The sequence below is a fragment of the Micromonospora sagamiensis genome, assembly GCF_014680085.1.
GTDB lineage: Bacteria > Actinomycetota > Actinomycetes > Mycobacteriales > Micromonosporaceae > Micromonospora > Micromonospora inyonensis.
In genome coordinates this window covers 365,650-392,272 of record NZ_AP023438.1, presented here as the reverse complement: position 1 = coordinate 392,272, position 26,623 = coordinate 365,650, and the positions used below count along the sequence as shown (strand labels likewise).

The 26,623-nt window shown below is 71.3% G+C and carries 22 protein-coding genes and 2 pseudogenes; 11 read left to right on the top strand and 13 right to left on the bottom strand.

The window, feature by feature from the left end:
• Positions 1 to 142 precede the first annotated feature (142 nt).
• Both IGA62_RS01435 and IGA62_RS01430 read left to right on the top strand, forming a co-directional pair.
• Positions 143 to 1,258 (top strand): hypothetical protein, encoded by a 1,116-nt coding sequence (locus tag IGA62_RS01435; protein WP_232624845.1) that lies wholly within the window; start codon positions 143 to 145, stop codon positions 1,256 to 1,258.
• A complete protein-coding gene (locus tag IGA62_RS01430; RefSeq protein ID WP_145816924.1) occupies positions 1,255 to 2,433 on the top strand; it encodes an ankyrin repeat domain-containing protein in 1,179 nt (392 codons plus the stop codon). The genes IGA62_RS01435 and IGA62_RS01430 overlap by 4 nt, the downstream gene beginning before the upstream one ends.
• A 60-nt stretch (positions 2,434 to 2,493) precedes the next feature.
• Here the strand turns inward: IGA62_RS01430 and IGA62_RS01425 are convergent.
• Positions 2,494 to 2,774, bottom strand: a pseudogene (locus IGA62_RS01425) (integrase core domain-containing protein); the annotation flags it as partial.
• 178 nt (positions 2,775 to 2,952) lie between these two features.
• Between IGA62_RS01425 and IGA62_RS30525 the strand changes: the two are divergent.
• Positions 2,953 to 3,078 carry a hypothetical protein gene (locus IGA62_RS30525; protein ID WP_269780480.1) on the top strand — a complete coding sequence of 42 codons (126 nt, stop codon included), beginning with the start codon at positions 2,953 to 2,955 and terminating at the stop codon, positions 3,076 to 3,078.
• Between the two features lie 306 nt (positions 3,079 to 3,384).
• On the opposite strand, the gene IGA62_RS01420 is transcribed toward IGA62_RS30525, so the two are convergent.
• Genes IGA62_RS01420 through IGA62_RS01410 form a run of 3 tightly spaced genes read right to left on the bottom strand, consistent with a single transcriptional unit; the run spans position 3,385 to position 6,099 of the window.
• Positions 3,385 to 3,567, bottom strand: coding sequence for an SGNH/GDSL hydrolase family protein (locus tag IGA62_RS01420; RefSeq protein WP_186499778.1), 183 nt, complete (start codon positions 3,565 to 3,567; stop codon positions 3,385 to 3,387).
• Between the two features lie 50 nt (positions 3,568 to 3,617).
• A complete protein-coding gene (locus IGA62_RS01415; protein ID WP_332838458.1) occupies positions 3,618 to 5,051 on the bottom strand; it encodes an epoxide hydrolase family protein in 1,434 nt (477 codons plus the stop codon).
• A 43-nt stretch (positions 5,052 to 5,094) separates the two neighbouring features.
• Positions 5,095 to 6,099: an ArsR/SmtB family transcription factor gene (locus tag IGA62_RS01410; protein ID WP_145816927.1), complete on the bottom strand. Its 1,005-nt coding sequence runs from the start codon at positions 6,097 to 6,099 to the stop codon at positions 5,095 to 5,097.
• A 330-nt stretch (positions 6,100 to 6,429) separates the two neighbouring features.
• Between IGA62_RS01410 and IGA62_RS01405 the strand changes: the two are divergent.
• Together IGA62_RS01405 and IGA62_RS01400 are read left to right on the top strand one after the other, a co-directional pair.
• Positions 6,430 to 6,716 (top strand): annotated as a pseudogene (locus IGA62_RS01405) (transposase family protein); the annotation flags it as partial.
• Between the two features lie 119 nt (positions 6,717 to 6,835).
• Positions 6,836 to 7,951, top strand: coding sequence for a hypothetical protein (locus IGA62_RS01400; protein WP_186499779.1), 1,116 nt, complete (start codon positions 6,836 to 6,838; stop codon positions 7,949 to 7,951).
• A gap of 371 nt (positions 7,952 to 8,322) precedes the next feature.
• Here IGA62_RS01400 and IGA62_RS01395 read toward each other — a convergent pair whose 3' ends face one another.
• Positions 8,323 to 9,210 carry a cytochrome c biogenesis CcdA family protein gene (locus IGA62_RS01395; protein WP_145816931.1) on the bottom strand — a complete coding sequence of 296 codons (888 nt, stop codon included), beginning with the start codon at positions 9,208 to 9,210 and terminating at the stop codon, positions 8,323 to 8,325.
• Between the two features lie 2 nt (positions 9,211 to 9,212).
• On the bottom strand, positions 9,213 to 9,809 hold the full coding sequence (locus IGA62_RS01390; protein WP_145816933.1) for a redoxin domain-containing protein: 597 nt from the start codon (positions 9,807 to 9,809) through the stop codon (positions 9,213 to 9,215).
• Positions 9,810 to 10,035: 226 nt separating this feature from the next.
• Here IGA62_RS01390 and IGA62_RS01385 point away from each other — a divergent pair, with 226 nt between their 5' ends.
• The gene (locus tag IGA62_RS01385; RefSeq protein WP_186500236.1) at positions 10,036 to 11,418 is read left to right on the top strand and encodes an alkaline phosphatase PhoX; all 1,383 of its coding nucleotides are present in this window, start codon (positions 10,036 to 10,038) and stop codon (positions 11,416 to 11,418) included.
• A 453-nt stretch (positions 11,419 to 11,871) separates the two neighbouring features.
• Positions 11,872 to 12,219, top strand: coding sequence for a VOC family protein (locus IGA62_RS01380; RefSeq protein ID WP_145816937.1), 348 nt, complete (start codon positions 11,872 to 11,874; stop codon positions 12,217 to 12,219).
• Positions 12,220 to 12,246: 27 nt separating this feature from the next.
• Here the strand turns inward: IGA62_RS01380 and IGA62_RS01375 are convergent, their stop codons facing one another.
• Both IGA62_RS01375 and eccB read right to left on the bottom strand, forming a co-directional pair.
• Entirely contained in the window at positions 12,247 to 12,897 is a 651-nt protein-coding gene (locus IGA62_RS01375) for a response regulator transcription factor (protein ID WP_145816939.1), read from the bottom strand.
• The gene (gene eccB, locus IGA62_RS01370; RefSeq protein WP_145816941.1) at positions 12,894 to 14,336 is read right to left on the bottom strand and encodes a type VII secretion protein EccB; all 1,443 of its coding nucleotides are present in this window, start codon (positions 14,334 to 14,336) and stop codon (positions 12,894 to 12,896) included. Before eccB ends, IGA62_RS01375 begins: the two co-directional genes overlap by 4 nt.
• 98 nt (positions 14,337 to 14,434) lie before the next feature.
• On the opposite strand from eccB, the gene IGA62_RS01365 reads away from it, so the two are divergent.
• Entirely contained in the window at positions 14,435 to 15,541 is a 1,107-nt protein-coding gene (locus IGA62_RS01365; protein ID WP_145816944.1) for a type VII secretion protein EccE, read from the top strand.
• Here IGA62_RS01365 and eccD read toward each other — a convergent pair.
• The 5 genes from eccD to IGA62_RS01340 are packed head-to-tail and all read right to left on the bottom strand — an operon-like array spanning position 15,538 to position 21,566.
• Positions 15,538 to 16,911 carry a type VII secretion integral membrane protein EccD gene (gene eccD, locus IGA62_RS01360; protein ID WP_145816946.1) on the bottom strand — a complete coding sequence of 458 codons (1,374 nt, stop codon included), beginning with the start codon at positions 16,909 to 16,911 and terminating at the stop codon, positions 15,538 to 15,540. The two genes, IGA62_RS01365 and eccD, sit on opposite strands and share 4 nt — an antisense overlap.
• A complete protein-coding gene (locus IGA62_RS01355) occupies positions 16,908 to 17,210 on the bottom strand; it encodes a YbaB/EbfC family nucleoid-associated protein (protein WP_145816948.1) in 303 nt (100 codons plus the stop codon). Before IGA62_RS01355 ends, eccD begins: the two co-directional genes overlap by 4 nt.
• A gap of 57 nt (positions 17,211 to 17,267) precedes the next feature.
• Positions 17,268 to 19,676 carry a WXG100 family type VII secretion target gene (locus IGA62_RS01350; protein WP_145816950.1) on the bottom strand — a complete coding sequence of 803 codons (2,409 nt, stop codon included), beginning with the start codon at positions 19,674 to 19,676 and terminating at the stop codon, positions 17,268 to 17,270.
• A gap of 3 nt (positions 19,677 to 19,679) precedes the next feature.
• Positions 19,680 to 20,783, bottom strand: coding sequence for a WXG100 family type VII secretion target (locus IGA62_RS01345; RefSeq protein ID WP_145816952.1), 1,104 nt, complete (start codon positions 20,781 to 20,783; stop codon positions 19,680 to 19,682).
• Positions 20,784 to 20,816: 33 nt separating this feature from the next.
• Positions 20,817 to 21,566 carry a WXG100 family type VII secretion target gene (locus tag IGA62_RS01340; protein ID WP_198501188.1) on the bottom strand — a complete coding sequence of 250 codons (750 nt, stop codon included), beginning with the start codon at positions 21,564 to 21,566 and terminating at the stop codon, positions 20,817 to 20,819.
• A 189-nt stretch (positions 21,567 to 21,755) separates the two neighbouring features.
• Here IGA62_RS01340 and eccCa point away from each other — a divergent pair, with 189 nt between their 5' ends.
• The 3 genes from eccCa to IGA62_RS01325 all read left to right on the top strand — a co-directional run bounded on the left by eccCa (position 21,756) and on the right by IGA62_RS01325 (position 26,566).
• Entirely contained in the window at positions 21,756 to 25,709 is a 3,954-nt protein-coding gene (eccCa, locus tag IGA62_RS01335; protein ID WP_145816954.1) for a type VII secretion protein EccCa, read from the top strand.
• 178 nt (positions 25,710 to 25,887) lie between these two features.
• The gene (locus IGA62_RS01330) at positions 25,888 to 26,238 is read left to right on the top strand and encodes a WXG100 family type VII secretion target (RefSeq protein WP_198501187.1); all 351 of its coding nucleotides are present in this window, start codon (positions 25,888 to 25,890) and stop codon (positions 26,236 to 26,238) included.
• Positions 26,239 to 26,263: 25 nt separating this feature from the next.
• The gene (locus IGA62_RS01325) at positions 26,264 to 26,566 is read left to right on the top strand and encodes a hypothetical protein (RefSeq protein WP_145816957.1); all 303 of its coding nucleotides are present in this window, start codon (positions 26,264 to 26,266) and stop codon (positions 26,564 to 26,566) included.
• Positions 26,567 to 26,623 lie beyond the last annotated feature (57 nt).

Here is a 26,623-nt window from a genome sequence, read left to right as displayed (position 1 = left end):
TGCTATCTGCCCGGCTGGCTGAGTGATCGCACCGTCTGTCTGTTGATGGCGGTGCCTGACACGGCGTGCGTTGCTTGCCTTGGCGGGCTCGGGCTGGCATCATCCGGGCCATGATCGAGAGAATCGAGTCCTCCGTCCGCCGGTGAGCGTGACGACCGAGTCTGGATCGCTCGGCCCCCAGATCTCCCTGTTTGAATACGCTCTGCGCCTGCATCAGCAGAATCCGGATTCGCCCCTACCTCGTGATGGTGAGCCGTATCCGGACGACGAACTCCATCGCCGGCGGCAGCGACGGCAGACCCGGCAAGACCAGCGGCTCGAGGGTGCCGACGTTGCCGCCATCCTCGACGCGCACTTCGGCAAGGCCGACGCGGCGCCGACCGAACTCGTGGACGCGTTCCACGACGCCGACGTCCCGATCCATCACAACGAGCACATCGCCGCAGCGGCGCTGCGCGCGGACCGGCAGCGGGTGCGGCAGACCGGCCGGTGGCTGGTCCGGCACAGCACTGATCGATGCGCGGCCACTGTCGGGTTGGCGCTGCTCGCCACGGATTGGCAGGAGGACGACATCCCGCTGATCCAGACCATCGGTCTGTTGTCGCACCGGTTCGGGCCACTGGCCGCCGAGGCGCTGCGGCGCCGCCGCGGAGGCGAAGAGGCGTTGTTGTGGCTGGCCCGGCGTGTTGCCGGTTGGGGACGGGTTTACGTGATCGAGGCGCTCTGCCGAGGCGGTGCCTACGCCTCCCGTCAGTGGTTGCTACGCCATGCCTGTGACGGCGACGTCCTCGACGGCTACTTCGCCGGCCAGGTCGCCACCGCAGCCCACCTGCACGAAGCGATCGTCGGGAGCGAGGCCGACGACGACCTGGTCGATCACACCGGCCGGCTACTGAAGATCATGACTGGCTGCCGTGGCATGGGCATGACCCTCGAGCACTATCCGCCAGCGCCGATCGTCCTCGCCGCGCACGCCGCTCACCTCGGTCGGCAAGCACCGGCCCTGGACAGGTACGTCGACGCGGCGGTCATCGCTGACCATCTGGTGGACAAGGCGCCGCAGCGATCCGGATGCACCATCGAACAGCGAGACCATCTGGTGCAGCAGTACCTTGCGGTGCTCGACCGGCAGGACTGGTGTGACACGGTTCGCGCGGGCCTCGGCTCGGACAGCGACTTCTTCGCCTGGTTCGTTGGCGGCGTGGCAGCGCGACTGCGGCTGCGAGCGTTCACCGACCTGACAGGTGATGGAGGATGAACAACGATGTCGATCAGCGGCTGATCGAGGCGGTGCAGGCCGGTGACGAGGCGGCGGTGGGGCAGGTGCTGGCCGACGGCGCCGACCCGGACGTCGCGGTGGGCCGGTTCCGGGGGTCGGTGCTGGCCGATGCGGCACGCACTGGCCGGCGGGGAATCGTCGGCCGGCTGTTGGATGCCGGCGCCCGCATCGGTCCCGCCGACCCCTACACCGCGTCGCCGCTGCGGGTCGCCGTGATCGAGGCGCACACGGACGTGGTGCGGTTCCTGGTCTCCTGTGGGGCGCTGGCGGCGGAGCCCGCCACCAGGTCGAGCGTGCTGACCGACGCTGTGTCTCATACCGCGTTCCGTCCGACGCCCGCGGCTCTTGCGACGCTCCGGGTCCTGCTGGAAGCGGGGGCAGCCCCCGGGCCGAGTGAGGAGGCGCCTCTTGTCACCGCGGTGATGCGACCCGTCGCGCCGGCAGTGTTGCGTCTTCTCCTTGCCTACGGCGCGGACGCGAACCAACAGCGTTCCGATGCGACACCGGCGATCGTCGTGGCCGCCCGGCGCGGCGATCATGCTGCGGTGGACGTGCTCCTGCAGGCCGGCGCCGACGTGGACGCCCGCGACGCCCGGGGGCGGACAGCGTTGATGCACGCGGTCGAACGCAACGAAAAGCGGGTCATCGCGGCCCTTCTGCTGGGTGGTGCCGCCGTGGACGCCGTCAGCGCCGACGGCATGACCGCGCTGCGACTGGCCCGAGGCTGGCAGCGCCAGAACGTCCAGTTCATGCTGGGGGAGCGCCACGTCGGCCTGGACGACGTGGCGATCAACCGCACCGTCGTGCGGGCCCTCCCGACCGGCGTGCGACTCGCCGGCGACCCGCAGATGCTCCACCTGCTGGCGAACGCCATCGACATCGCCCTCGACGACCTCGGCGACGACGAATGGAACACTCGGACGGGCACGGACGCCGACACGGCACGGGCCATGGCCGTGCGGCTGCGCGACGAGATTGCCCCAGCGGTCAACGCATCCTGGCATCAGCTGGACGCGTCCGCAGCCGAACTCGCTGCCGCGCGCTCGGCTCTGGTCGAACTCGCCTACGGCACCACCCGCATCATGCCGACCGGAACCAGCAGGCTGGAGATCACCGACGTTCTCGAAGAGCTCAACCGACAACTCGGCCGATAGGAGAGCGTGGGGACTGTACAGATGAGCATCAGCTTCCCCGACCGCCGAGAGGTCGATGTCCTAGGTGTACTGCCCAGGGATGTTGGTCAACCTGGTTATGGGCACTTGCCGCCGGTTGCGGTGTGGGGCCGGTGGTGATTGTAGTGATGCAGCCAGGCGGGTAGGGCTTTGCGGCGGGCGGTTTCGGATGAATAGAAGCGGCCGAAGGCCCAGCCGTTGGTGAGGGTGCGGTGGAAGCGTTCGACCTTGCCGTTGGTCTGGGGTCGGTAGGGGCGGGTCTTCTTCGGGGTGATGCCGAGTTCGGTGTAGGCGTCGCGCCAGGCGTAGGACTTGTAGGCGGAGACGATCAACAGGCCCGCACACGTGGCCTGAAACGCTCAACTCCGTGAGTCAACCAAACCCGGGGCAGTCCCCAGGAATCCGCGGCCACTGGTCAATCGAAAACAAGATCCACTGGTTCGCGACGTCACGTACGACGAAGACCACAGCCAGATCCGCACCGGCACCGGACCCGAGGCCATGGCCGTCCTACGCAACGCCGCCATCGGCGTGCTACGCACCGCCGGCATCACCAACGTCGCCGCCGGCAACCGACATCACGCCCGCGACAGCCCTCGCCTCCTGGCACTGCTCGGCATCACCTGACGACTTTGCCGGGGCCGTGGCGGAGGCTGTGGAGAGGCGGGGCGGATGATCCATCAGTTTCTGGCGATCTTCGTGCTGGTGGCAGCACGACTTCTTCGACCATGACGGGACGGTCGACATCGCCGGGTCGACCGAGAACGGCGAGTGGCTGCGCGGCGCCTGGTACACCTCCGCGAACGGCGGGTTCGACGGGCGCTGGGTGCAGTTGTTCGACGACCGTCCAGGGCTCGAGCCCACCATTTCCTGACGCCACGTGCGCGGCCTGCGGCCGGGTGGCCGGCCGCGGGCCGCGGAACGTCAGGCGCGTCAGAGACGCAGCGCGGTCTCGACGATGTTCGCGTACCCGAGGTGTCCGTTCCGGTTCGGGTGGTACGACTCGCCGACCGGGTAGGACGTGCCGCTCCACTCGACCTCGTCGCAGACGGCGTGCCCGGTGAACGGGCCGCGCGCGTCCACGAAACCGAATCCCCGCGCTGTCGCCCTGCCCATGACGGAAGCGGATGCTACGGGTTCGCCTGCACGTGTGGCACGGCACAGGGTCAACGGACCAAGCGAGCGAACCTCCGCAGCTCCTCGGTAAGAATTCCTGGTTGTTCAAACGCGGCGAAATGGCCACCACGGGCGACCGTGTTGAAGTAGATGAGCTTGGACTTGTAGACGCGTTCGGCCCAGATTCTCGGAGTTGGGATGATCTCGCGGGGAAAGACCGTGAACCCGACCGGGACCTTGAAGTCGTCGGCTGTGCCAGCGGCCCGCGCGTCCTCCCAGTAGATTCGCGCCGAGGAGGCTGCAGTGCCGGGCAGCCAGTACAGCATGATGTCGTCGAGCATCCGGTCGACGCCGAGGACCCGTTCGGGATTGCCGTCGCTGTCGGTCCACTCCATGAACTTCTCGTAGATCCACGCCGCCTGCCCCACCGGGGAGTCGGTCAACGCATACCCCAGTGTCTGGGGGCGCGTGGACTGCTCGTAGATGAAGCCGGCGCCGTCGTTGAAGAACCGCTGCAGCTTGTCCAGCGCCTCCTGCTCCGGCGCCGTGGGCGGGTCGCTGACCGGGGGCTGGAATACGGGGAAGAAGTTGAGGTGGATCCCGGCGAGTCCGGCTGGCCCGAGCTTGGCGAGTTCGTGCGTCACGGAGCCGCCCAGGTCGCCGCCCTGAGCGAGCCAGCGACGGTAGCCGAGACGGGACATGAGCTCGGCCCAGGCTCCCGCAATGCGCTGGATGTTCCACCCGGACGTGGCCGGCTTGTCGGAGAATCCGAAGCCCGGTAGGGACGGCACCACGACATGGAACGCGTCCGCGGCGCTTCCGCCGAACGCCGTGGGATCGGTCAACGGCCCGATCACGTCGAGGAACTCCACCACCGACCCCGGCCAGCCATGGGTCAACACCACCGGTACGGCGTTGGCGTGCCGGGAGCGTACGTGCAGAAAGTGGATTCCGATCCCGTCGATCTGGGTGCGGAACTGGCCGAACCCGTTCAGCCGCGCCTCGACCTGACGCCAGTCATACCGCGTCTGCCAGTGCTCGACCAGGTCGCGTACCCGCTCCAGCGACACGCCCTGCGACCCGTCGGGAACGGTTTCCCGCTCCGGCAACCGGGCCGCCGCCAACCGCCGCTGCAGATCGCGCAGCGTGGCGTCCGACACCGACAGCCGGAACGGTGTCACGTCCGTTGTGGCCGCCGGCAACGTCACCCCGGGCTCGGCAAACGCCGGCGATGTCCTTGTTACCGCCAACCCGAGCGGGCCTGCGACGGCGCCGACCGTGACGGCCGCCCGCAGGGCCCCGCGACGAGTCAAGCCACAAGTGTCTTCGTTCCGCACGATTCCTGCCTTCCTGGTCCGAATGATCGACGACAATCGACGCTTGCGGTGGAGGTCGTGATGAACGCCCAGTCGCGATTCAACCGGGCACCGTAGCGCGTCGAATGCGTGCGTCCGCTCACCGTCGCAGGCCTCCGGGGAGGTCACCAACGATTCGATGGTGCTGGAATCCAGCGTCGCCGTCGGTACCTCACGCGGGATCCGGATAGCCCCGCTCGAACCCCGAACCACCAGCCCCGAGCAGTCCGCTGCCCAGCGGCGTGCGCCGGTACAACACCCGGCGCCCGGAACGCCACGACGTCACCAAGCCATTGCGGCGCAGCACCGACAGGTGGAAGCTGACCGACGGCGCGCTTTGACCGAGCTCACGGGCGAGGTCGGTGGTCGACTTCGGCAGCGCCAGACAGCTGAGGATTGCCGCGCGGCTGTGACCCAGCAGCGCACCCAGCGCGTCGTCGGCATCTCGGGAGTCGCCTCCCCACAACGTGCCGACTCCTCGGGAGGCATAGATGAGGCTCGCGGGTCGATCGGGGCCCTTGTCCACCATCAGGTTCGGCCACACGAACACCGACGGCACCAGCACGAGCCCGTCACCGGCCAGGTCATGGTCCACCGAGTGCCGGGGTTTGTCGATTCGCAGGATCTCGCCCCGCACGCTGACCTCCGGGTGCAAGCTCGACAACAGCGCATCGACACCACCGCCGGTCAGCCGGCCAGCCCGATACGCGACGTCATCCTCCAGCACCGCGCGTAGCTCCCGCCAATGCGGCTCGATCGCCACCGACCAGTACCGCCACAGCGCGTCGGCCAAGCGCCGAGCACCAGCCGCCCCTTCGGCAGCCAACGCCCGCGCCGGCGCTGGCATCGGCTCCCGACCCCACACCGCCGCCAGGTCGGCACGGACTTCCGCCGCGGGCGACTCGGCAACCAACCGCAGCTGGTCGTCGATGGTGCCGGCGTCGGTGGCCGCCACGAACAGGAAATCCGCCACGTACGCGCTCGCAGGCACCACCGCGCCCAGCAGCTCCATGTCCACACCACGCAGGCCGTGCCGCGTCGCCTCCAACCAGCCCTGGTGCAGCGGCGACACCCGCCCCGACGACAACTGGTACAGGCTCTCGATCACCTCGGCGAGAGGCGAGAGCGCAAACCGCATCCTCGCCACATCAGCCAGACCCATCCGGAGCCGGATCACCCCGCCATCCTAGGTTCACGGACGCTGAACCTTCGCCCTTGACCCTCGACGTCAGGCCGACACCCGCCCACGAGCCCCTCCTCGGTTCGATGGTCGGATTGTCAAACACCGAGCCTTTTCCAAGCTGATCGTGCAGCTCAGGGCGGGTGTGGCAGACCCCGTGGTCGATGGGTGCGAAGCTCCAGGTAGGACAGCTGTCGACCAAGACCCGAAGCCCCGACCGGGAGCCTCACCATGCTGTCCTACCCCGCCACGATTCCGTTGTCGAGCCGGACCCACAACCACCTCGTCGACCGCATCCGGCACCCACCGCCAGCAGCGCCGATCCCGATGGCGGCGCCTGACGTGATGACCTTCGCGGACAAGGGCTACCAAGGCGCCCGCGGCAGCGTGCGCACGCCGTTCAAACGGCGCCGCTTCCGGCCGAAGCTGTCACGCCGGCAGACGGCCGTGAACCGGGCGCACGCGAAGATCCGCACCGTGGCGAACGCACGATCGCCACCCTCAAGACCTGGAAGATCCTGGTCAAGCTGCGCTGCTGCCCAAGCCGAGCCACCAAGATCGTGCAAGCCATCCTCGTTCTGCACCGCGCCGAAGCAGACCGCTACGCACGATGAAAATTGCTGTGCAAATGTGCGGTGGCCGTTTCGGTGAGTTTTCGGTGGGGGCCAGCGGAATGTGATCACGAGGTGTCACTGTCCTCCTGGCATTGGGCGAATCCTGGCAGGATGATCAGGTGCTCTTCGTCCCTCGCCTTGTGGCGTCTTTCCGCGTGCCGGCGAACGCCCCTCGCGTGCCCGATACCCCTCGCACGGTGGATACGCCCGCCGTCCAACGGTGGCCGCATCGCCGGCTCGTGGTGATCCGCCGAGACGACGAACTGTTGGCGTACGACATCGACCGGCTCGTCGCCGGTGAGGATGCTCCCGCCGCCCGGTTTCCCGCGCCATGGCCGCGCGGGGCGGGCGGAGTCGATGCGGTGAGCCCGACCCTCGACCTGGCGGTCTTCAGCGGTCAGCACGCGTTGCACGCGGTCGACGCCGCCGGCGCGTTGCGCTGGCGGGTGCGGCACGCCTGCTGGGGCTCGTCCTGCTTGTCATGGCACGACTCCTACGAGGAGTACGCGGGAATCGACCACGGGCACCGCCATCCCGACCATGGCTCGTGCGGGATCAGTGCGGACGGCTCGACGGTTTGGGCGCACGTACGCACCCCGCTGCCGCATGACGGCGAGTCGGCGCTCGACGAGGAGTGGCTCGTATTCGACGCCGGCGACGGTCGTATCCTGGGACGGGCCTCGACGGACACCGGGGCCGCCGGCTCTCAGCACGTCCCTCACCCCGACCCCGGTCAGATGGGCCTGCGCGTCGGCGAGGGCCAGGACGGTTCGCCGCTGCGGTGGGGCCGGTGGGACGGCACTCGAATCACCGTCACCCGCATCAGTGACGACGACCGCTGTCTCGTCGATGTCAGCCCCTGCGGGACGCGGTTCCTCACGATCGCGCACTGGGGGAGGCAGCCGGCAATCCACCGTCTTCCCGACGGCGCGGTGACGCACGAGGTCGCCGACCACCAGATTCCCCCGCATCCTCAAGCACCGTCGGATGTCGAGGAGGAGCCCTTTTGGGGCTACCAGTGCGGCTTCGTCGACGAGCACACGGTCATCGCGAGCACCATCGAGGGACACGGACAACCGCGGCACTGGCTGATCGACACGACGCGGGGGGATGTGCTCGGCCAGGTGGAGTACCCGATACCCGTATCGGAGGACCCGATGGCGCTCGGAGACGGCACCTGGCTCACCTGCGGCGAGGAGGACCCCTTCCAACTGCTGCTGTGGTGCCGGTCCTAGTCTAGGCATCGACTTCGTACCGGTACCAACGCCGGCGGTTTCCATCCACCTGCAGCCACAGCGATTCGTCGCGGCCGATTTTTTCACGCCCCCGACCTGACGGTCGTCGGCTGTCCGGCAGCACCAACTGCTCGCGTCCTTCTCGAGAACGATTTCCCCCTCACGGCGGAGTGCGCCCAGTGTTGGCCCGCGGCGTACGACCCGTGATTCCAGCACCGCCGTGGCCCGGACGGGGTGGCATCGACGCGACTCGCTTCTGCGAGCCGGGTGACGAGGCCGGGGATCCGCTCGGCGTCGGCGCTACGGCACACCGCCCGGCGACGCCAACCCGCGCTCCGGTAGGGCGAGTCACCGGCGCTCCGTCCCGCACCTCAGTTGGATGGGCGACGGCCCTGCCGGGTCGGAGTTCGGTGCCGGCGCGTCAGCGTCACGCCGGCGGCCAGGGCAAGCAGCACCAGTGCCGCCGCGGCGACGGTCCACGGGCCCAGACCCGCCAGCCAGCCGCTGAGCGCTGTCTGAACGGCGCTGGCCGCGGCGATGACTGGGTCGTCCGCGTCACCCCGACCGGTCAAGACCCGCACCTCGTACCAGCCGTACCAGGCCACATATCCACCGGTGACCATCAGCAGCAGGCCGGTGGCACGTCCGAGCAGCGGGGCGGCCCGGCGGGTGCGGCGCACCAGTGAATCGCGGGCCAACGCGACGGCCAGTGCAGCGGCCCCTACCGCGAGTCCCATGCCCATCGCGTACGCCACGAAGAGGCCGATGCCCGACAGCGCCGACCCGGCACGGAAGCCGGCGGCCACGATGGCCAGGAAAGGGCCGATGGTGCAGCCGAGCGAGGCGATCGCGTAGGCCATGCCGAACAGCACCATCGAGCCGAACCGTCGGCGGACCGCCGGTCCGGTCGCCACCTTCGGGGTAAAGGTAGGCAACTGGCGTCCGGCCAGTAGCCAGCAGCCGGCCGCCACCAGAGCGAGACCGATCAGTATCGATGCCCAGGGCAGGTGACGGGCGACCGTGTCCGCCACGGGGGCGGCGAGCAGCCCGAACGCGCCGAACACCGCGACGAACCCAAGTGTCATCGCGCCGGTCAGCGCGACCGCCCGGCCGATCGGTGCGAACTGGCCCCGCTCGGCTGCCGGCTCGTCACCGAGCACCAACACCGACAGGTACGCGGGTAGCAGTGCGAACCCGCACGGGTTGACTGCGGCCAGCAGCCCGGCCCCAACGGCGAGGCCGTATGGCGTGTCCGGCATGGTCAGCTCAGCCCAGCGACCCGCCTGCGCAGGTCCGACTGGGACAGCGGTCCCGAGTGCACGACGGTGCCGGCGGAATCGAGTAGCACGTATTGTTCCTGACTGGTCACCTCGAAGCGGCGCCACACCTGGCCGCCGTCGTCGGCCAGGTTGGGGAAGCCCTCGATCCCGGTTTCCTTCGCAAACCGTCGCATCGCCTCGTCGCCGCTGCCGAGCCCGGCCACGCCGACCACGTTGACTCGGCCGACGTTTTCCCGCTGCACGGCGGCAACCTCGTCGGCAACCGCACGGCAGCGGGTGCACCAGGCCGCCCAGAACCACAGCACCACAGGCTTGCCAGCGAGGCTGCTGCCCGAGAAGACCCCACCGTCGATCGTCCGGCCGGTGAACGAAATCGTCTCCGGGACTGCGGCGTTCGTCCCATCGCTGGCCGCCGGGCCGACAGTGCCCGAGGTTGTCGGCTGCGCCGCTGCGCTCGACGCCGCGGTTCCACCGCCGGAGGCAGCGGGCAGCTCGTTGCCGCCGCAGGCCGCGAGGGCGAAAACGGCCGCCGTCAAAGCGGTCGCGCCGGACAGGAATGCGGCACGGGGACCGGGCATGAGCGGATAGTAGCCCCAATGCCGTTCGGTTTGGGCGGTGGCCGGGGTCAGAGTCGTTGGCGACGACGTCGACGAGGCGGAGGCCGAGTCTGCTGATCGCTGGGCACGTCAGATCGATCAGTATCTTGACGGCTGAGGCGGGATGTGACGTAGTGGATCGAGCGGTACGGGTCGAGGTCGGTTGGCCCGCAGCCGTCCGTGAGGTCTAGGAGGCTTGTCCGTGTCTATGTCTCGCCGCCAGTTCCTGTCTCGCTCGGCCGGAGCTGGTCTTGCTGTGGCCGTGGTCGGTTCGGTCGACGCCCTGTTCACGGCGGCACCCGCGCTGGGGGTGTCCGGCCCGGAGATCGGGTACGGTCCACTGGTGCCTGACCCGGCCGGCATGCTCGACCTGCCGGTGGGCTTCCGCTACACAGTGCTGTCGCGCGAAGGCACCGTCCGGCCGGACGGTGGCATCGTGCCGAGCCGGTTCGACGGCATGGGTGCGTTCGCCGGCGAGGCGCGCGGTACCCGCCTGGTCCGCAACCACGAGTGCTCGCCGACCGCGAAGGTCACGGTCGTGGCTCCGCCGGAACGTACGTACGACCCGGCCGCCGGCGGTGGGACCAGCACAATCGCCGTCGACGCAGCGAACCGCGCCGTCTCTGAGCACGTCAGCCTGGGCGGCACGGCCATCAACTGTTCCGGCGGCCGGACGCCGTGGCACACCTGGCTGACCTGTGAGGAGACCGAAGACAAGGCGGGGACCCGCGGGTACACGAAGGACCACGGATTCGTCTTCGAGGTCGACCCGTACGACAGTGCTCGCAACACGGATCCGACACCGCTGACCGCGATGGGCCGGTTCCAGCACGAGGCGGTCGCGGTCGACCCGCACACCGGCATCGTCTACGAGACCGAGGACGCGTTCGTGGCGCCGCTGGGCAGCTTCTACCGCTTCCTGCCGAACCGGCCGCTCGGCGGCCACGGGAGCCTGCGGGCAGGCGGTGTGCTGCAGGCTCTGCACGTCCCGGACCTGCCGGACCTGTCGGTGGTGACCGAGGCGGGCACGTCCTTCTCCGGCGTCGAGTGGCTTGACGTGCCGGACCCGCTGGCGACGACGGAGTCGGTCCGTGCCCAGGACTACCGCAAGCCGATCACGGGTGGGTACAAGATCGAGGGCGCCTGGTGGGGGGAGAAGGACGGCTGTGCCTACTTCGTCTCGTCGTTCGCCCGGCGTGAGCTGGGCTCGGCCCGCGACCACTACGGCCAGGTCTGGCGGTACGACCCGCGAGCCAACAGGTTGCGGCTGGAGACCATCTTCACCCGTCCGACGCCGGCGCCGGAGAACCCGGAGTTCGACTCCCCGGACAACATCTGCATGTCGCCGTACGGGGGCCTGATGATGTGCGAGGACGGGATCGGGGACCAGCACATCCTCGGTACGACCGCCGACGGCGAGGTGTTCGTTCTGGCGCGTAACCGGGTCAACGTCGGCACCGTGGGGGAGCCGGAGTACGGCGAGCTGGCCGGAGCGGCGTTCTCCGCCGACGGCCGGACCATGTTCTTCAACGTCTACAACCCGGGCATCACGTACGCCGTCACCGGCCCCTGGAACCGCCGCCAGGGCTGACCCCGCAGCCGGGCGGTGTGACCGAGCCGGCCTGAGCGTCCCACCGCCCCGCTGTCCGACAGCGCCGGGGTGGTGGGCAGGCGGGGCTGGACGGCTGAACCCGTGGGGCCGGCGGTGCTACCGGGCGGGATACCGCCGACCGAACTGGACCTGACTCCTCTCCTGTTCCGTCTGCTGGTCGGCGCGGGGAAGCGTGATAGCGAACGTCCCGCACTCGGACGAGTGGATCGCCCGCGGCCATTGACTCGGGCACGCCGACCTCCACCAAGGGTGCGCAACTGCGATGCGCTGAGTGCGCCGGCCAGCACCGCGCACACTGCCACTACAAGGAGTAACCTGGGCGCGGGACCCGTCCGAAGGCGATCGGGTCGACCCCCTCAAGTTCGCTGCCGGGTCCGATCTGTCCTTCAGGGCCCGGCACCGGTCGGGCTCGACATCGCTGAGGAGACAGAGATGGCGGTAGGAGTGTTCGCGGGCATCCCGGTGCGCGACTATGACAGCGCCCTGGAATGGTACAAGCGGCTGCTCGGTGCTGAACCGACCTTCTATCCGAACGAGATCGAGGCGGTCTGGCAGTTGGCCGAGGGTCGGTACGTGTACATCATCCAGGATCCCGACCGGGCCGGCGGAGCTGTCAGCATGATCTGGGTCGACGACCCGGTCGCCGAGATCGCGAGGATCTCCGGGCGGGGCCTGGAGCCGGTCGACGTTGAGAGGCACGACTCGGTCTGGAAGTACGTCTTCCACGACAGCGACGGCAACGAGACCGGAATCGGCGGAGAGGTCTCGACGACCGGATGATCACTGGCACGGTGCCCCACCGTGCGCTCAGCGGTTCTGTGCGGGCGCGGCAATGCCCTCCTCGATCGCCAGCCGGGTCAGCTCCGGCCGCCGACGACGTCCCGTCTTCTCCCGGATCCGGTCGAGGTGGGACCGGACGGTACGGACGCTGATCGACAACGCCTCCGCGATGTCCTGGTCCCGCTCGCCGGCTGCCAGCAGTGACAGCACCTGACGTTCCCGGTCGGACAACGGCACCCGGTGCAGCGGCTGCCGCCCCCGGGACGAGTCCAGCAGGATCGAGGCCAGGGTCGGCGACACGTAGGTGTTGCCGGCGGCGATCTCCCGTACCGCCCGGAGTATCTCGTCGGCATCGGCGTCCTTGGTCAGGTAGCCACGCGCCCCGGCGGCGATCGCCCCGAGCACGTCGGCCTGATCGCCGTGCGCGGACACCACCAGCACCCGGTGGCCCATCTCGGTGACCGCGACCACCGCCGCCGCGTCGCGTACCCCCGGCAGCCGTAGATCGAGGATCGTCACCCCACCGCCGGGCTGCCGGTACGCCGCGAACTCCTCCACCGACCTGGCGGTCACCCTGACCTGGACATCCGGTGCGTCCGCGAGCGCCCGGACCAGCGCGGCCCGATAGAGGGGGTGGTCCTCCACCACCGACACCTCGATCGTCGGCACGCCGGTCACCGGGGCTCACCCGCGCCGATGACCGGGGTGGTGGCAGCCTGCATGACCGGCCGGCCGGCGGCGGCCGGGTCCAGCACCGGGCCGACCGGGAACAGGGCCAGCACGGTCGGTGGCACCGGCGTGGGTCGAACCGTCCCGTATCCGAGCCTCTTCAGCGCGTCGTCGTTCGGTACCGGATACCGGACGCCCTGGTCGGTGAGGAGGAAGACGGTGCCCAGGGCGGCCTGCGGTGTGGATTGCTCCCGGACCACCGCGGCCCGGCCGGCCGGCACGAACACCGCGTCGGCTCGCGTGCCACCACCGGCTGCCAACGGCTTCGCCCCGGCCGGTACCCCGGTGCCGGCGCCCAGCCTGACCACCGCCCGATCGTCGTCGACCGTGGCGCACACCGCGGCCCCTTCCTCGGGCACCTCGGCCGGCGGGGCGAGTCGGGCCGGATAGTCGGTGGCCTTCCCGGCCACCGGCCGCGACTGCGCCACGTCGGCCGGCGTCACCGGAATCTCGCGCGCCGCGCCCTCCGGGTAGGCCGCCCGGTTGGCAGGGTTGCCGAGCACCAGCGCCGCCTCGGTCTGCCCGATCGGCAGCAGCCCGTCGGCGTGGACCAGGTAGTAGCGGGGCTCGGTACCGACGGTCGTGGCGGCGAGTACCTGGCCGACCCGAGTGCTCCGGTCACCGACCCGAGGCCCGGCAGCGCCCACCCCGGCCACGGTGACCAGTCGCAGGTCGGGGCCGGCGACCACCGCGTTCAGCCAGGCCGCGCTGACCGGCAGCGGGCGTACCGCGTCGTAGCCGAGGGCAACCGCGGTGGCCGGGTCGGTGATCCGGTGCCGAAGCCCGGCCACCACCGCGTGCTCGGTGCCGTCCGGGCCGGCGACCAGCAACGCGGTTGCCGGGTCGACCTCGCCGCCCACCGGCGGGACCCCGGCCAGCGCCGTGGTGACCGGCGCGGTGCCCGCCGGCCGACCGTCGGCCGACCGCGCACAGACGGTGAAGGGTCCGGTCAGGAGCCGATCCCGGCCCGGCAACGACGGCGGCGCGCCGGGAATCCCGAGCGGGACGCCGCGCGGCGCCTGCGCCAGCGACTTGCTCGACACCCGGCTGGTGGCGGTGCCGTCACCGCCCGCGAGCAGCCGCGCGGAGGCGTAGTTGAGCATCGGGTGCAGCAACCCGTCGGCGCCCATCACGTACGCCGCTCCGGTGTCCTTGTCGAGCACCACCTGGCCGGGCTTGCGCCAGTCGGTGTTCGCGCCGGGCCGGAGGAAGCCGTACACACCGAAGCCGGCGGTGACCAGCAGGGCGACGGCCGCGCCCAGCGCACACCCGATGACCAGGCGGCGGCTCGGCGACACCGGGTGATTGGCGTCACCGACCTGCAACGCCGAGACGAGCCGGCGGCGGAGAAACTGGTACGCCTGCACTTGGTCGCGCTGTGTCCACATCAGTTCGTCCCCGCCATGGTGCGTTGCACGCCCGGTGCACTAGAACTACGGATACAAGGTACGGATCGCCGACAAGATCGAGCCCAGGGAGCCGAGCCATGCCGCCAACCGCACCGGCCACCGCACCGCCCCGCGATTCCGCACGGCAGCGGGCTGCGTCGCCGTTGCCCGTGCCGCCGGCGGGACCGCGCACACTGCGCGGGCTCGGCGTCGGTCGGCTGATGCTCTGGCAGACCGCGGTGCTGAGCGCGGTCGCGGCCGGCGGACCGTCCGGTGTGGTCGGTGGCACACTCACCGCGGCGGCGGCGGGCGTGGTGCTCGCCACCGGGGTGCGCTGGCGCGGCCGGTGGCTGTCCGACTGGGTGGTGGTCCGGCACCGCTTCCGGCGCCGCGCCGGGCGTGCCCTGCCGGCCCTGCCCAACCTGCGGACCCGGACCGAAGCGGACCGGGCGGGTAACCGGATCGGGCTGGCCGGTGACGGCCGTTCGTGGAGCGCGCTGCTGCGCGTCGAATCCGACGGTGACCTCGACGATCTGCTGCGCCGGCTGCTGTCCCGCTACGGCGACCCCGATCTGCCGCTGGCCGGCGCGCAGGTGGTCGACTGGACCTCGTCCGGCACCGGCAACGCGGCGCGCTGGGTCGCCATCCGGTTCGACCCCGAGCTGGCCAGCCGGGCGGTGCGGGCCCGCGGCGGCGGCGGGATCGGTGCGGTACGCGCCGCGGGCATCGCCGCGCTGCGGCTCGCCGACGAGCTGCGCGCCGGTGGGCATCAGGTCACCACGCTCGACGGCGGGCAGCTGCGCGACGCGGGGGCCGCCGTACTCGGTGTCGATCCACGGCGTGCGGACGATCCGGGCACCGAGACCTGGCACTACTGGTCGCTGGGCATGCTGCACCAGGTCTGCTTCCGGCCACGCCGAGCCCCCCGGAGCCTGAGCGACGTGGCCACGCTGCTTCGCCGGCACGCCGACACACCGGCGCTGGTCAGCGCCGTGTCGGTGCGGTGGGACCGGCAACGCGGCGGCGGTACCCGCAGCACGGCGCTGATCCGGCTCGGGGTTCCCGCCGGGCCGTCCCGGGAGGCGGTCGCCGAGGCGGTCGGAAAGGCCACCGCCGGGTTGGACCGGGACCTGGTCCCACTGGACGGGGCACATGCCGAGGCGGCCTGGGCCACGCTGCCCCTGGCTGGCCTGCCAGTGGGTTAGCCGCCCCATGCGCGTGCCGCGCCGTAGATGCCGAGCACCGCGCCCGCCACCGGCACCAGACTGACCAGCGCCAGAAACTCGACCACGTCGAGCAGCCGGCCCCAGTACGGAGATGGTGTCTTGGCGGCGGCCCGGACCGCGTACGTCCCGCAGACCACTCCGGTCACCAGGAGCAGCCCGGCGAGGAACAGCCGCGTTCCGGGCCCGCCGGCCAGGCTCACCCGAGCCGTCAGGCCGAGCACCGACGCGGCACCGGCCAGCAACAGGGCGGCCCGCTGGCCGACGCCGGCGTAGGCGCGGGCGCGGAGCAACAGCCCCACGCCGGCCAGGCCAGCCAACGCCCACGCCCAGCGACCACCGCTCCACAGCAGGATCCCGGCGCAACCGGCCACGATGACCGCCAGGCCGGAGAGCAGACCGGTGAGGATCCGCTCAGCGGCCTCGGTGTCCGCGACCACCTCCGGCCCGAGCGTGGGCCGCTCGTCCCCGCGGAACGCCTCTATGTCGGTTGGCACCCCGGGCAGCGGCAGCCGGCCGAGCCGAAGAGCGAGCATCGGCAGCGCCGGACCGGCCACCACCACCACGCAACAGGTGACCGCCGCGACCGAGGCGGGCGAGGAGGCGGTGAGCAGGTTGGCGAGCGCGCTGAGACTACCGACCGCGGCAGCCACCGCGGCGGCGACGAACCGCTGCTCCGCCACCACCACGGCGGCCAGCGCCGTGTAGAGGGTGACCGCCGCGCCGGCCAGCGCCAGTCGACTCGGGGTCAGCTCCATCGCCGCGCCCGGACCGCCGATCGCCGCCAGCCCACCGATCATCGCGGCCGGTACGCCGCCGGCGGCCACCGCCGCGCCCAGACCTCGCTCGCCGAACGCCCGTGCCAACGCTCCGCCGGCGAGTAGCAGCGCCAGGGCCAGGGTGCCGGCGAGCAGGGCGACGGTCGACGCGGCCAGCCCGCTCAGGCCGACCGCGACCGCCACTGCGGTGAAGGCCAGCGCGGCGACCGCACCGCCGACCTTCCGGGACGCCGCCGGCCGCCACACTCCGGGCCGGTCCGCGGCGGCGCTCGCGATGGCGTCCACCACGTCGTCGAAGATCATCGGGGTGGCCCGGCGGTCGACGGTGCCCAGGTAGAGCACCTCGCCGTCGCGCACCCCGGCGCCGCTGACGGTGACCGCGCCGTCCAGCGGCGGCCCACCGAAGCGACGCAGTTCCCAGCCGATGCCGCCGGCCCGGTCGGCGTCGGTGGCCAGCAGCCGGACCAGTTGCGGAAGCAGCTCCGCCACCGTGCTCTGGATCGGCAACGACACGTCGAGACGGGCGTGGGGAGCTACCACGGTGACCCGTCGAGGGGCGATCGCAGTGGTCACTGCTGCGCCTCGCCGAGCAGCGGGGCGTACCTCGCCTCGTTCGCCGCCGCCAGCTTGGCCAGGCCGTCGTTCACCGCCTCCAGCACGAGTTGACCGAGGGTGTCCGCGTCGTAGCGACGCAGCACCTGCGGGTCGATGGTCACCTCGGTGAACCGGCCGTCGCCCCTGAGCTTCACGGTGACGTCACCGTTGCCGGCGTACCCGGTCAGCTGCATCGTCGCCACCGAGCGCTGGATCTCCTCGATCCGCTGTTGCTGTTCACGCACCTGGGCGAGCAGATCCTCGATCGCCGGTTCCATCTGTCGTCTTCCTTCCGGTGTCACCGCCACCTCGCGGCGCCGTGGCCCACCAACGGGCTACGGCCGCCGTCCCTGCACGTCGTATTGGATCGACTCACGGGTATGGGTCGCAAGGTTTGCGAGGTATACGTACTGCGCGGCGGTGGTGTAGGCGTCCATGTAGTCGGCCCGGCCCGGGTCGGCTCGGGCCCACCGTACGGCCTCCTCCGCGCCCGCGCCGTGCAGCGCCCCGACCGGTACGGTCGGGGCCGATCCGCCGTTGCGCAGCTCGGAACTGGCGAGGTCGCCGGCCGCCGTGTGGACGGTCCCGTTGCCGGTGAGCTGCGGGTGGTGGAACACGTCGGTGGGCAGGCTCTGCGGGTGCACCGGGACGGGTGCCTGCAGGGCACCGCTGACGGCGTCGGCCGCCTGCCCGAAGGCGAAGCCGGCGAAGTCGCCGACCTGCGGCACCTTGCCGACACCGAACCCGACCACGTCCTTGACCGCGTTGGCGATCGCCACCTGTCGGGCGTACGCCTCCTGGGCCGTACGGGTGGCCTGCTCGGCGTCCTGCACGTTGGCGTACCAGATCGCGTTGGCGGCTGCGGCGTTGGTCAGGCCGTCGACGTTGCCGGCGTACCGGCCCGCCTGTTCCATCGGGATCGTGCCGGCGTCGGCCTGGCGCAGCACGTACTCCTGGTACAGGTCGGCGGCCACGCTGATCTCGTCGCGGCCGTCCTGGGTGACCTGACCGAGCATCAGCATGTGTCGGGCGTCGGTGCTGCCCAGGCGCTGCGCCGCCGGATCGGTGTCCAGTCCGTCGAGCGGCTGGGCGTACAGGTCCATGTTCGGCACGGTGGCCCGGGCGATCGCCTCGGCGAAGTGCGGGTTCTCCCGCATCGCGGCCAGGGTCTGCGGGTACGACGCCGGGTCGGTCATCGTCTGGGCGAGGTTGACGTAGGCACCGCGGGCCAGGTCGTGCTCGGCGGGATCGGCCGTTGCGGCACCGATCCAGTCGACGACCCGGCCCGCGGTGCTTCCGTCGTCCGCCCACGCGAAGCCGGCCAGTCGGCGCAGTGTCTCGCCGTCGCCGGCCAGCGCCGCGTCGGCGGCGTGGTTCCGGGTGGACACGTCGAGCAGCGTGGTCAACGTCGCATCCACCCGGGGCTTGTCCCAGAGCACCGCGTCGTTGGTCGACACGTGGTACCCGGGCTGGTCGGGGCTGTGCCGGGAGACGTCGTCGAGTCGCTGGGTCACCTCGGCGATCTCACCGACCCGACGGGTCACCGCGGCGGAATAGTCGGCGCCGGCGACGACGTCCCGGTCGGCCGCGCCGGTCAGCTGGGACAACGCCTCCCACTGGGCGTAGCGGGGCACGTCGAGCCGGTTGGTGTAGACCGTCTCGCCGAGCGTCCCGGTCAGCGGCGCACGGCCCGGCGTCGACGGCACCTCGTGGGTGAAGCCGAACGAGTTGGTGCCGATGTTGGTCTCGGTGGCCGCCCTGGTGTGCACGAGATCGCGGATCGCGGCGGGCAGGTCGGCCGGGTCCTGCGACAGGGTCAGGATGCCGTTGCCGACGGTCCGCAACATCGCCTGCCGGTCGGCTGGGGCGAAGCCCGGGGCGGTCTCGCCGAAGATGCCGAACAGACTGGTGTGGTAGCGGTGCTCGGTGGCGTTGACGTAGCCCGGCAGGTCGAATACCCGGTCGCCGAGCGCGCCGTAGAACGAGGTCAGGAATGCCTTGTCCGCGGCGGACGGTGGTTGGCCGGTGCGTACCCGGTCGGTGATCACGGCGAGTTGCGCCATGCTCTGGCGGAACTGCGCAGGCGAGGCGTCTCCGGCGAGCGCGGCCCGTGCCGTCTCTCCCGCGAGACGTCCGTCGGCGCCGGCCGCGGCGGCCGGACCGGCGGCGCCCACCGGATGCGGCCCGCCGAGCTCGGTGGCGACCTGCGCCAGCACCGCACCGAGCCGGTCCCACACTCCGCGCATCGCGCTCAACGCCTGCTCACCGACGTTACGGGCGTGGCCGAGCAGAGCGGAGACCTGGCTGCTCGGCACCGCCCCGGCGGCGGCCACCAGGAGCTGAGCGTTGGCCCGGAACCGGGCGATGACCGTGTCGGCGGTGCTGGCGGCGGCCTCCAGTCCGCCGGCTGCGCGTTCCAGCGCGGCGGCGTGCCGGCGCAGCCGCGCCTCGGTGCCGTCCAGCCCGGTGGTGACCCGGCCGGCGGCGGCGCCGAACGCGTCGTACGCCGAGCCGTGCCAGTGCGCCGCGAGCCCGCTGCGGCGCCGGACCAGCTCGCCGGAGACGCCCGCTGCCTGGTCGGCGATCGTCAGGTAGGAGTGGGCCACGGTCCGCAGCCCGGCCGGGTCGCCGGTCATCTGCCGGCGGTATTCGGCGAGCACCGTGGCGTACCGGTCGAGCAGCCAGGAGAGCGCACCCGACAGATTCACGGTGTGGCCGACCAGGACGGGAGAGACGCCGGTCACCGGTCAGTCCACCTTGACCGAGCCGTCGGCACCGACGCTGATGTCGGCGTTGACGGTCTGCCCACCGGAGCTGGCGGTGACCTCGATGTCGAACGCGCGTCCGGTGTCCACCGGCACCTCGACGGTCAGCGTCATGTCGCCCTTGCTGGCCGTGATCGTCACGTCGTCGTCGCCGTCGGCGGAGGGCCCGGACGGCGCCGACGACGGCGGCCCGTCATCCGACGCGGCCGGTGGGATCGGCAGGATCTGCACCGGACCGGTGGGCGTGGTCGTCACCGGCGTGCCACCGGAGGGAAGCGAGGACTGACCGGGTTGGACCGCGACCCACTGGTCGGTGCCGAGCGCCGACGGGACGTAGCTGCTCATCGAACCGCCGGCCGGATAGCCCGCGCCGGTGAACGACGGCATGCCGTAGCCGCCGCCCAGGGCCGCCTGGCCCGCGCCGGTGGCGACGCTGGCCATCGGTGGCGGCGCGAGCACGGGGTTGCCCGCGCTGCCGGCCGGCAGCGCCGGGGCGGACGCCGCACCGCCGCCGTTGTTCTTCGAGAACAACTGCTCGACCTGGCCGACGATGGTGGCCAGACCGGTCAGGATCTGGCCGAGGTTGGTCACCCCGATGGCGGTGAGGATGCCACCGATACCGGTGAGGAACGCCTTGAGGATTCCGGTGGTGCTGACCGCCAGGGCCCGACCTGCCGCCTGGGTGTACGGGTTGGACATCAGCGCGGCCACCGTCGGGTTGACCGCGCTGACCACCGCCCGGTAGCCCCCCTGCGCGGTGGTCAACTGCGCGGCGGCACCCTCGAGTTCCCGGATGCCGGCGTACACGGTCTCGATGATCTGCTGGAAGCTGGCGAAGGACCTGCTGAGCTTCTGCACCACGGAGTCGCTCGCCGAGTCGGCGGACCACACCTCACGCAGCTGGTCGCGGGCCCGCTCCAGGTCGGCCAGGAGAGTGACCAGCCGGGTCACCCGCGCGGTCAACGCCGCGGCGTGGGCGAGGATCGCCTGCGGGTTGCCACCCACGATCGTGGGCAGCGCGACGGTACCGGGCCCACGACCGCCGGCGGCGGCGTCCATCGCGCCCGAGTTGGGGATGTCAAACACGACGCACCTCTCTCGGCTTCAGGTCGTCAGGGCTCACCACAGCGGGGTCGCATCCGTCATCGGGCGGTAGACCCGGACGCGTCCGGACTCCGCCGCCGAGCCCACCGCTCCATGGTTGTAGAGCTGGCCGCCCGCACCGGCGACCCCGATCACCGGGGCGCCGTCGCCGGCGGGCTGCACGACCACCACGTCGCCCGGGTGCACCAGGCCGGAGACGTCCCGCCCGCTGCCCGAGTAGACCGCCAGCAGGCCGACGCGTTCCTGGTTGGCCGGGCCGCGGTCGAGCCAGTCGGCGAAGTCCCCCGCGTTGCGGAAGGTCGCCTCGGTCAGGGGCCGCGACGAAAGCTCACCGAGCCCCGCGCGGCCCAGGTAGTCCAGGATGTTGCCGACCGATCCCGGCTCACCCGCCGCGCCCGCGCTGTCGTTGATCGCGTAGCCGGCGAGGGCGGCGCTGGGTGCCGCACCCGAGCCGGTGGATCCCCCGCCCAGCGCGGCGGCGACCGCCCGGTCCGCCTCGTCGTAGTCGTTGGCGCTGCGGTGTACCAGGTCGTTGACCTCCTGTAGCAGTTGCAGCAGCGTCCGCATGGTGCCGACGACCTGCCCCTGCATCGCGATGTTCGCCGACGCGACCGGCGAGCCCAGCTTCGCGAACGACGTCGGTGGGAGGGTCAGCCGCTCCAACTCGACCACCGTGCTGTACGCCTGGAGCAGAATGCCGACGACGTTGCCGACCACTCCACGTACGGCGTCCGGCCGCACGTTGTACGACGAGCCTGTCGTCATGGTTCGCACCTTCCCGCCAGATCGTCCACGCCGGGGCCGGGCAATTCGACCGCGCTGAGGCGGTTCCCGGATGGTCGCGGGTCATCGTAGGTTGGTGCGCGCGCGCCCTTGAACGGCAAAACTACCCACGATCCGCTCAGTCAAAGTGACCACTGGTTCCGATTCCTCGGGCCGAGGAGGCACCGCCGGATGTCCGCCGACACCTTCCGCCGCCGCCGGGCTGTACTGCCCGAACCGCCACGCGGCGAGATCATGCTGCAGTCCCCGCCCGCCCTGCCCCGCGGGTCCAGCCAGGTCGGCATGCAGCTGATGTTCATGCTGCCGATGATGCTCGGCATGGGCGCCATGTCGTTCGTCTACATCGGGCGCTCCGGCGGGGCGATGACCTGGATCTTCGGCGCCCTGTACCTCAGCGCCATGGTCGGCATGCTGGCCATGGGCCTGTCCCGCGGTGGTGCCTCGAAGAAGGCGCAGATCAACGACGAACGACGCGACTACCTACGTTACCTGGGCGGCCTGCGCGGCCAGGTCCGTGAGGTGGCGGTCCGCCAACGGGAGGCGGCCCTGGCGGCCCTGCCGGACCCGGCCGACCTGTGGTCGTTCGCCGGCACCGAGCGGCTCTGGGAACGGGCCCGCACCGATCCCGACTTCGGCCGGGTCCGGGTCGGCACCGGACCGCAGCGGCTGGCCACCGCGCTGCGGGCGCCGCAGACCGCCCCGCTGGAGGACCTCGATCCGGTGGCATCGACCTCGCTGCGGCACTTCATCCGCACCTACGCGACCGTCGGCGGGCTACCGGTGGCGGTGTCGCTACGCTCGTTCCAGCGGGTCACCCTGGCCGGTGACCGTCCCGAGATCCTGGCCCTCGCCCGAGCCCTGCTGGCCCACCTGGTCACCTTCCACTCGCCGGAGAACCTGCGCATCGCCGCCTGCGTCGGGCCGGACCGCCAGGACGGCTGGGACTGGTTGAAGTGGCTGCCCCACTCGGTGCACCCGGGCCGGGCCGACGCCAGCGGGCCGACCCGGTTGGTCGCACCCACCCTCAGCGAGTTGGCCGCGCTCCTTGCCGACGATCCGGCCGATCCGGCGGCCCGCGGCTCGTTCACGCCCGGTGCCCGGCCCGAGGCGCCGCATCTGCTGATCGTGCTCGACGGAGCCGGCACGCTGCCCGATGCCGGGCTCGCCCCACCCGACGGGCTGGCCGGCACCACCATCCTGGACATCGGCGGCGGGCTCGGTGCTGGCGCCCACGCGCTCGACCTGGTGATCGCCGAGGGTCGGCTCGGCATGCGCACCCCGGACGGGGTCTCCCTGGTCGGTGTGCCGGACCAGCTCAGCGTCGCCGGCGCCGAGGTGGTCGCCCGGCAGCTCACCGCCCTGCACACCGGCACGCCGGCGGCCGGCGAGCAGCCGCTGTCCACCACGTTCGGGCTGGCCGACCTGCTCGGCATCGGCGATCCGCGCCGGCTCGACCCGGCAGTCACCTGGCGCCCCCGGTCGGCCCGCGACCGGCTGCGCATCCCGATCGGAGTGGATCCCGACGGGCGCCCGGTCGACCTGGACCTCAAGGAGTCGGCCGAAGGGGGCATGGGCCCGCACGGGCTGGTCATCGGAGCCACCGGGTCCGGCAAGAGCGAACTGCTGCGCACCCTGGTCACCGGGCTCGCCGCCACCCACTCCTCGGAGACGCTCAACCTCGCGTTGATCGACTTCAAGGGTGGCGCCACCTTCGCCGGCATGACCGGCCTGCCGCACACCTGCGCGGTCATCACCAACCTGGCGGCCGACCTGACCCTGGTCGACCGGATGGCCGACGCGCTCCGCGGCGAACTGGTCCGCCGCCAGGAACTGCTGCGGGCCGCCGGCAACCACGCCTCGGTACGCGACTACGAGCGGGCCCGCACCGACGGCGCACCGCTGCGACCGCTGCCCTCCCTGTTGGTGATCATCGACGAGTTCAGCGAACTGCTCTCCAGCCGGCCCGAATTCATCGACCTGTTCGTCATGATCGGTCGGCTCGGCCGCAGCCTCGGCGTGCACCTGATGCTCGCCTCGCAGCGACTCGAGGAGGGGCGGCTACGCGGTCTGGACAGCCACCTGAGCTACCGGATCGGGCTGCGCACCTTCTCGGCGGCGGAGAGCCGGGCCGTGCTCGGAGTGTCCGACGCGTACGAACTGCCGCCGGTGCCGGGCTCGGCATACCTGAAGTGGGACACCACCACCCTGCAACGGTTCAAGGCCGCGTACGTCTCCGGTGAACTGCCGCCCGAGCAGGCGGCCGTCGTGGCCGAGGAGATCCCGTACGAGCGGCGGGTGCTGCCGTTCGGGCTCGCCCCGCTGGCGCCGGCCGAGGCGGTGCGCGCGCCGGCACCGGCGACCGGCCCCGACACCGCGGCGGCCAAGGGCGAGACCGTGCTGAGCAGCATGATCGGCCGGCTCGTCGGCAACGGGCCCGCCGCGCACCAGATCTGGTTGCCGCCGCTGGCCGAACCGCCCGCCCTGGACCAGCTGCTGCCGCCCCTGGGCGTCGACCCGCAGCGCGGTCTGACCCCGGTGGGCTGGGCCGGCAACGGGCAGCTCACCGTGCCGCTGGCCATTGTGGACAAGCCGTTCGAGCAGCGCCGGGACCTGCTCTGGGCGGAGCTGTCCGGGGCGGCCGGGCACGGGCTCGTGCTCGGCGCACCGCAGACCGGCAAGAGCACCCTGCTGCGTACCCTGGTGGCCGCGCTGGCGCTCACCCACACCCCGACCGAGGTGCAGTTCTTCCTGCTCGACTTCGGTGGCGGTGGCCTGGCCAGTCTCTCCGGCCTGCCGCACGTCAGCGGCTACGCCAACCGGATGGACACCGAACGGGTCCGCCGGATCGTCGCCGAACTGACCGGCCTGCTGGCCGAGCGGGAGCAGTCGTTCGCGGCGCACGGCATCGACTCGATCTCCGACTTCCGGCGCCGCCCACCGCCCAGCCCGGACGGGCGGACGTTCGGCGACGTGTTCCTCGTCGTCGACGGCTGGATGGCCCTGCGCCAGGAGTTCGAGCAGCTGGAGGAGGCGGTCACCACGCTCGCCGCCCGTGGCCTCGGGTTCGGTCTGCACGTCGTGCTGTCGGCCAACCGCGCGATGGAGATCCGACCGGCCCTGCGCGACCTGATCGGCACCCACGTCGAGCTGCGCCTCGGCGACCCCGCCGACTCGGCGTACGACCGGCGGGCGGCGGCCGACGTGCCGAAGGGTGCTCCGGGACGCGGGCTCACCGCCGACAAGCTGCACTTCCTCGGCGGGCTGCCGCGCATCGATGGCCGTACCACGGTCAGCGACCTGCCCGACGGCGCGAGCGATCTGGTCAAGCAGGTGGACGCGAGCTGGCACGGCCCGCGCGCTCCGCAGGTGCGGTTGCTGCCCCGGCTCGTGCCGGCCGCCGACCTGCCCGCGCCGGTTCCCGGTGACCGGCGGATCCCGATCGGGCTGGCCGAGGCGGATCTGGGACCGGCCTACCTGGACTTCGACGCCGACCCGCATTTCCTCGCCTTCGGCGACGTGGAGTCCGGCAAGACCGGGCTGCTGCGGGTGCTCGCCCAGCAGATCGCCGCCCGCTATCCGGTGGCCGAGGCCGCGGTCATCGTCGCCGACTACCGGCGCGGGCTGGCGGACGCGCTCACCGGCCCGCACCTGCTCGGCTACGCCGGCAGTGAGCCGGTGCTCACGCAGCTCGTCGCGGAGGCCGCGGAGGGACTGCGGCGACGCCTGCCCGGTCCGGAGGTGACCGCCACCGAGTTGCGTGAGCGCAGCTGGTGGAAAGGCCCCGAGCTGTTCGTCCTCGTCGACGACTACGACCTGGTCGTGTCACCGAGCCACAACCCGCTCGCACCCCTGCTGGACCTCCTGCCCCAGGCCAAGGACGTCGGTCTGCACCTGGTGCTCACCCGCCGGTCCGGCGGCGCCAGCCGGAGCCTGTTCGAGCCGGTCGTGCAGCGGCTGCGCGACCTGGGTACACCGGGTCTGCTGCTTTCCGGTTCCCGTGACGAGGGCGCACTGTTGGCCGACGTCAAGCCCAGCAAACAGCCACCCGGACGTGGGCAGTTGGTGGACCGGCGGACCGGTGTGTCGCTCGTGCAGCTCGCCTGGGCCCAGACCGACCCGGCCTGATCCGGGCCGGTCGACACACGGATCCGGCTGCCCGGCCGTCGGGTCCCTGTGGGTAATAGTGCCGTGTCGGCGACGGGTACTTGTGCCGTACTACCAAGGGTGACGGGTTTATAGCATCCCCAGCGTGTACGGCGCCGCGAGTCGGCGCGCGACCCTTGCCAAGAGGAGGTGACCCGACGTGGCCGGTCCCGGATACCAGAGTGATGCCGCCGCGATGACGCGAGCGGTCAGCGGGTTCGACGAAGCCGCCACCAACACGGCTCGGAGCATGGCGCAACTGGAGAGCGAGCTCATGTCGGTCCTGAGCCGGTACGCCGGTAACCAGGCCACGGCTTTCTGGCAGCTGCAAGGCCGGCTGCAGGAAAGCATGCGGGTCGCGTCGCGAGAACTGCAGACCATGTCCGGCCTGGTCAACGAGAGCTTCCGCAACTACAACACCGGTGACGTTACGGCCGCCGATTCCCTGCGGAACCTCAGCGGTGCCGTGGGCGAGGGCAGCCCCGTACTCAGCCGGCTGGCCGGTGCCTAACCTGCCCGGAAAGGGGTGATGTGAGATGACCGCTGATGTGATCAACGTCGAATTCGCCGCGCTGCGGGCCGCCGCCGACTCGCTGCAGGTCAAAGCCCGGGCGTTGAACAACCACATGGACCAGCTGCAGACCAGCCTGGCCCCGATCAAGCAGACCTGGTACGCCTCCGGCAGCGCCGCCGGTCAGGCCGCGGAACAGTCCGAGACGCGGCTGCGGGCAGCGCTGGCCGACATCATCGCGGTGATCGGTCAGTTCTCCGCCAAGGTGAACGATGCGCACGACACCCAGTTGGCTCTGGAGAACCGGAACACCAGCTTCTTCGCCTGAGCCGGGGCGACCAGCGGCGGCGTGGGGTGGGGCGGGATCCGCCTCCACCCCACGCCG

Coding starts and splice junctions, on each gene's coding strand:
- IGA62_RS01430 (WP_145816924.1), top strand. CDS start 1,255: ATGAACAACGATGTCGATCAGCGGCTGATCGAGGCGGTGCAGGCCGGT.
- IGA62_RS30525 (WP_269780480.1), top strand. CDS start 2,953: ATGGCCGTCCTACGCAACGCCGCCATCGGCGTGCTACGCACCGCCGGC.
- IGA62_RS01420 (WP_186499778.1), bottom strand. CDS start 3,567: ATGGGCAGGGCGACAGCGCGGGGATTCGGTTTCGTGGACGCGCGCGGC.
- IGA62_RS01395 (WP_145816931.1), bottom strand. CDS start 9,210: ATGCCGGACACGCCATACGGCCTCGCCGTTGGGGCCGGGCTGCTGGCC.
- IGA62_RS01390 (WP_145816933.1), bottom strand. CDS start 9,809: ATGCCCGGTCCCCGTGCCGCATTCCTGTCCGGCGCGACCGCTTTGACG.
- IGA62_RS01385 (WP_186500236.1), top strand. CDS start 10,036: ATGTCTCGCCGCCAGTTCCTGTCTCGCTCGGCCGGAGCTGGTCTTGCT.
- IGA62_RS01380 (WP_145816937.1), top strand. CDS start 11,872: ATGGCGGTAGGAGTGTTCGCGGGCATCCCGGTGCGCGACTATGACAGC.
- eccB (WP_145816941.1), bottom strand. CDS start 14,336: ATGTGGACACAGCGCGACCAAGTGCAGGCGTACCAGTTTCTCCGCCGC.
- IGA62_RS01365 (WP_145816944.1), top strand. CDS start 14,435: ATGCCGCCAACCGCACCGGCCACCGCACCGCCCCGCGATTCCGCACGG.
- IGA62_RS01355 (WP_145816948.1), bottom strand. CDS start 17,210: ATGGAACCGGCGATCGAGGATCTGCTCGCCCAGGTGCGTGAACAGCAA.
- IGA62_RS01340 (WP_198501188.1), bottom strand. CDS start 21,566: ATGACGACAGGCTCGTCGTACAACGTGCGGCCGGACGCCGTACGTGGA.
- eccCa (WP_145816954.1), top strand. CDS start 21,756: ATGTCCGCCGACACCTTCCGCCGCCGCCGGGCTGTACTGCCCGAACCG.
- IGA62_RS01325 (WP_145816957.1), top strand. CDS start 26,264: ATGACCGCTGATGTGATCAACGTCGAATTCGCCGCGCTGCGGGCCGCC.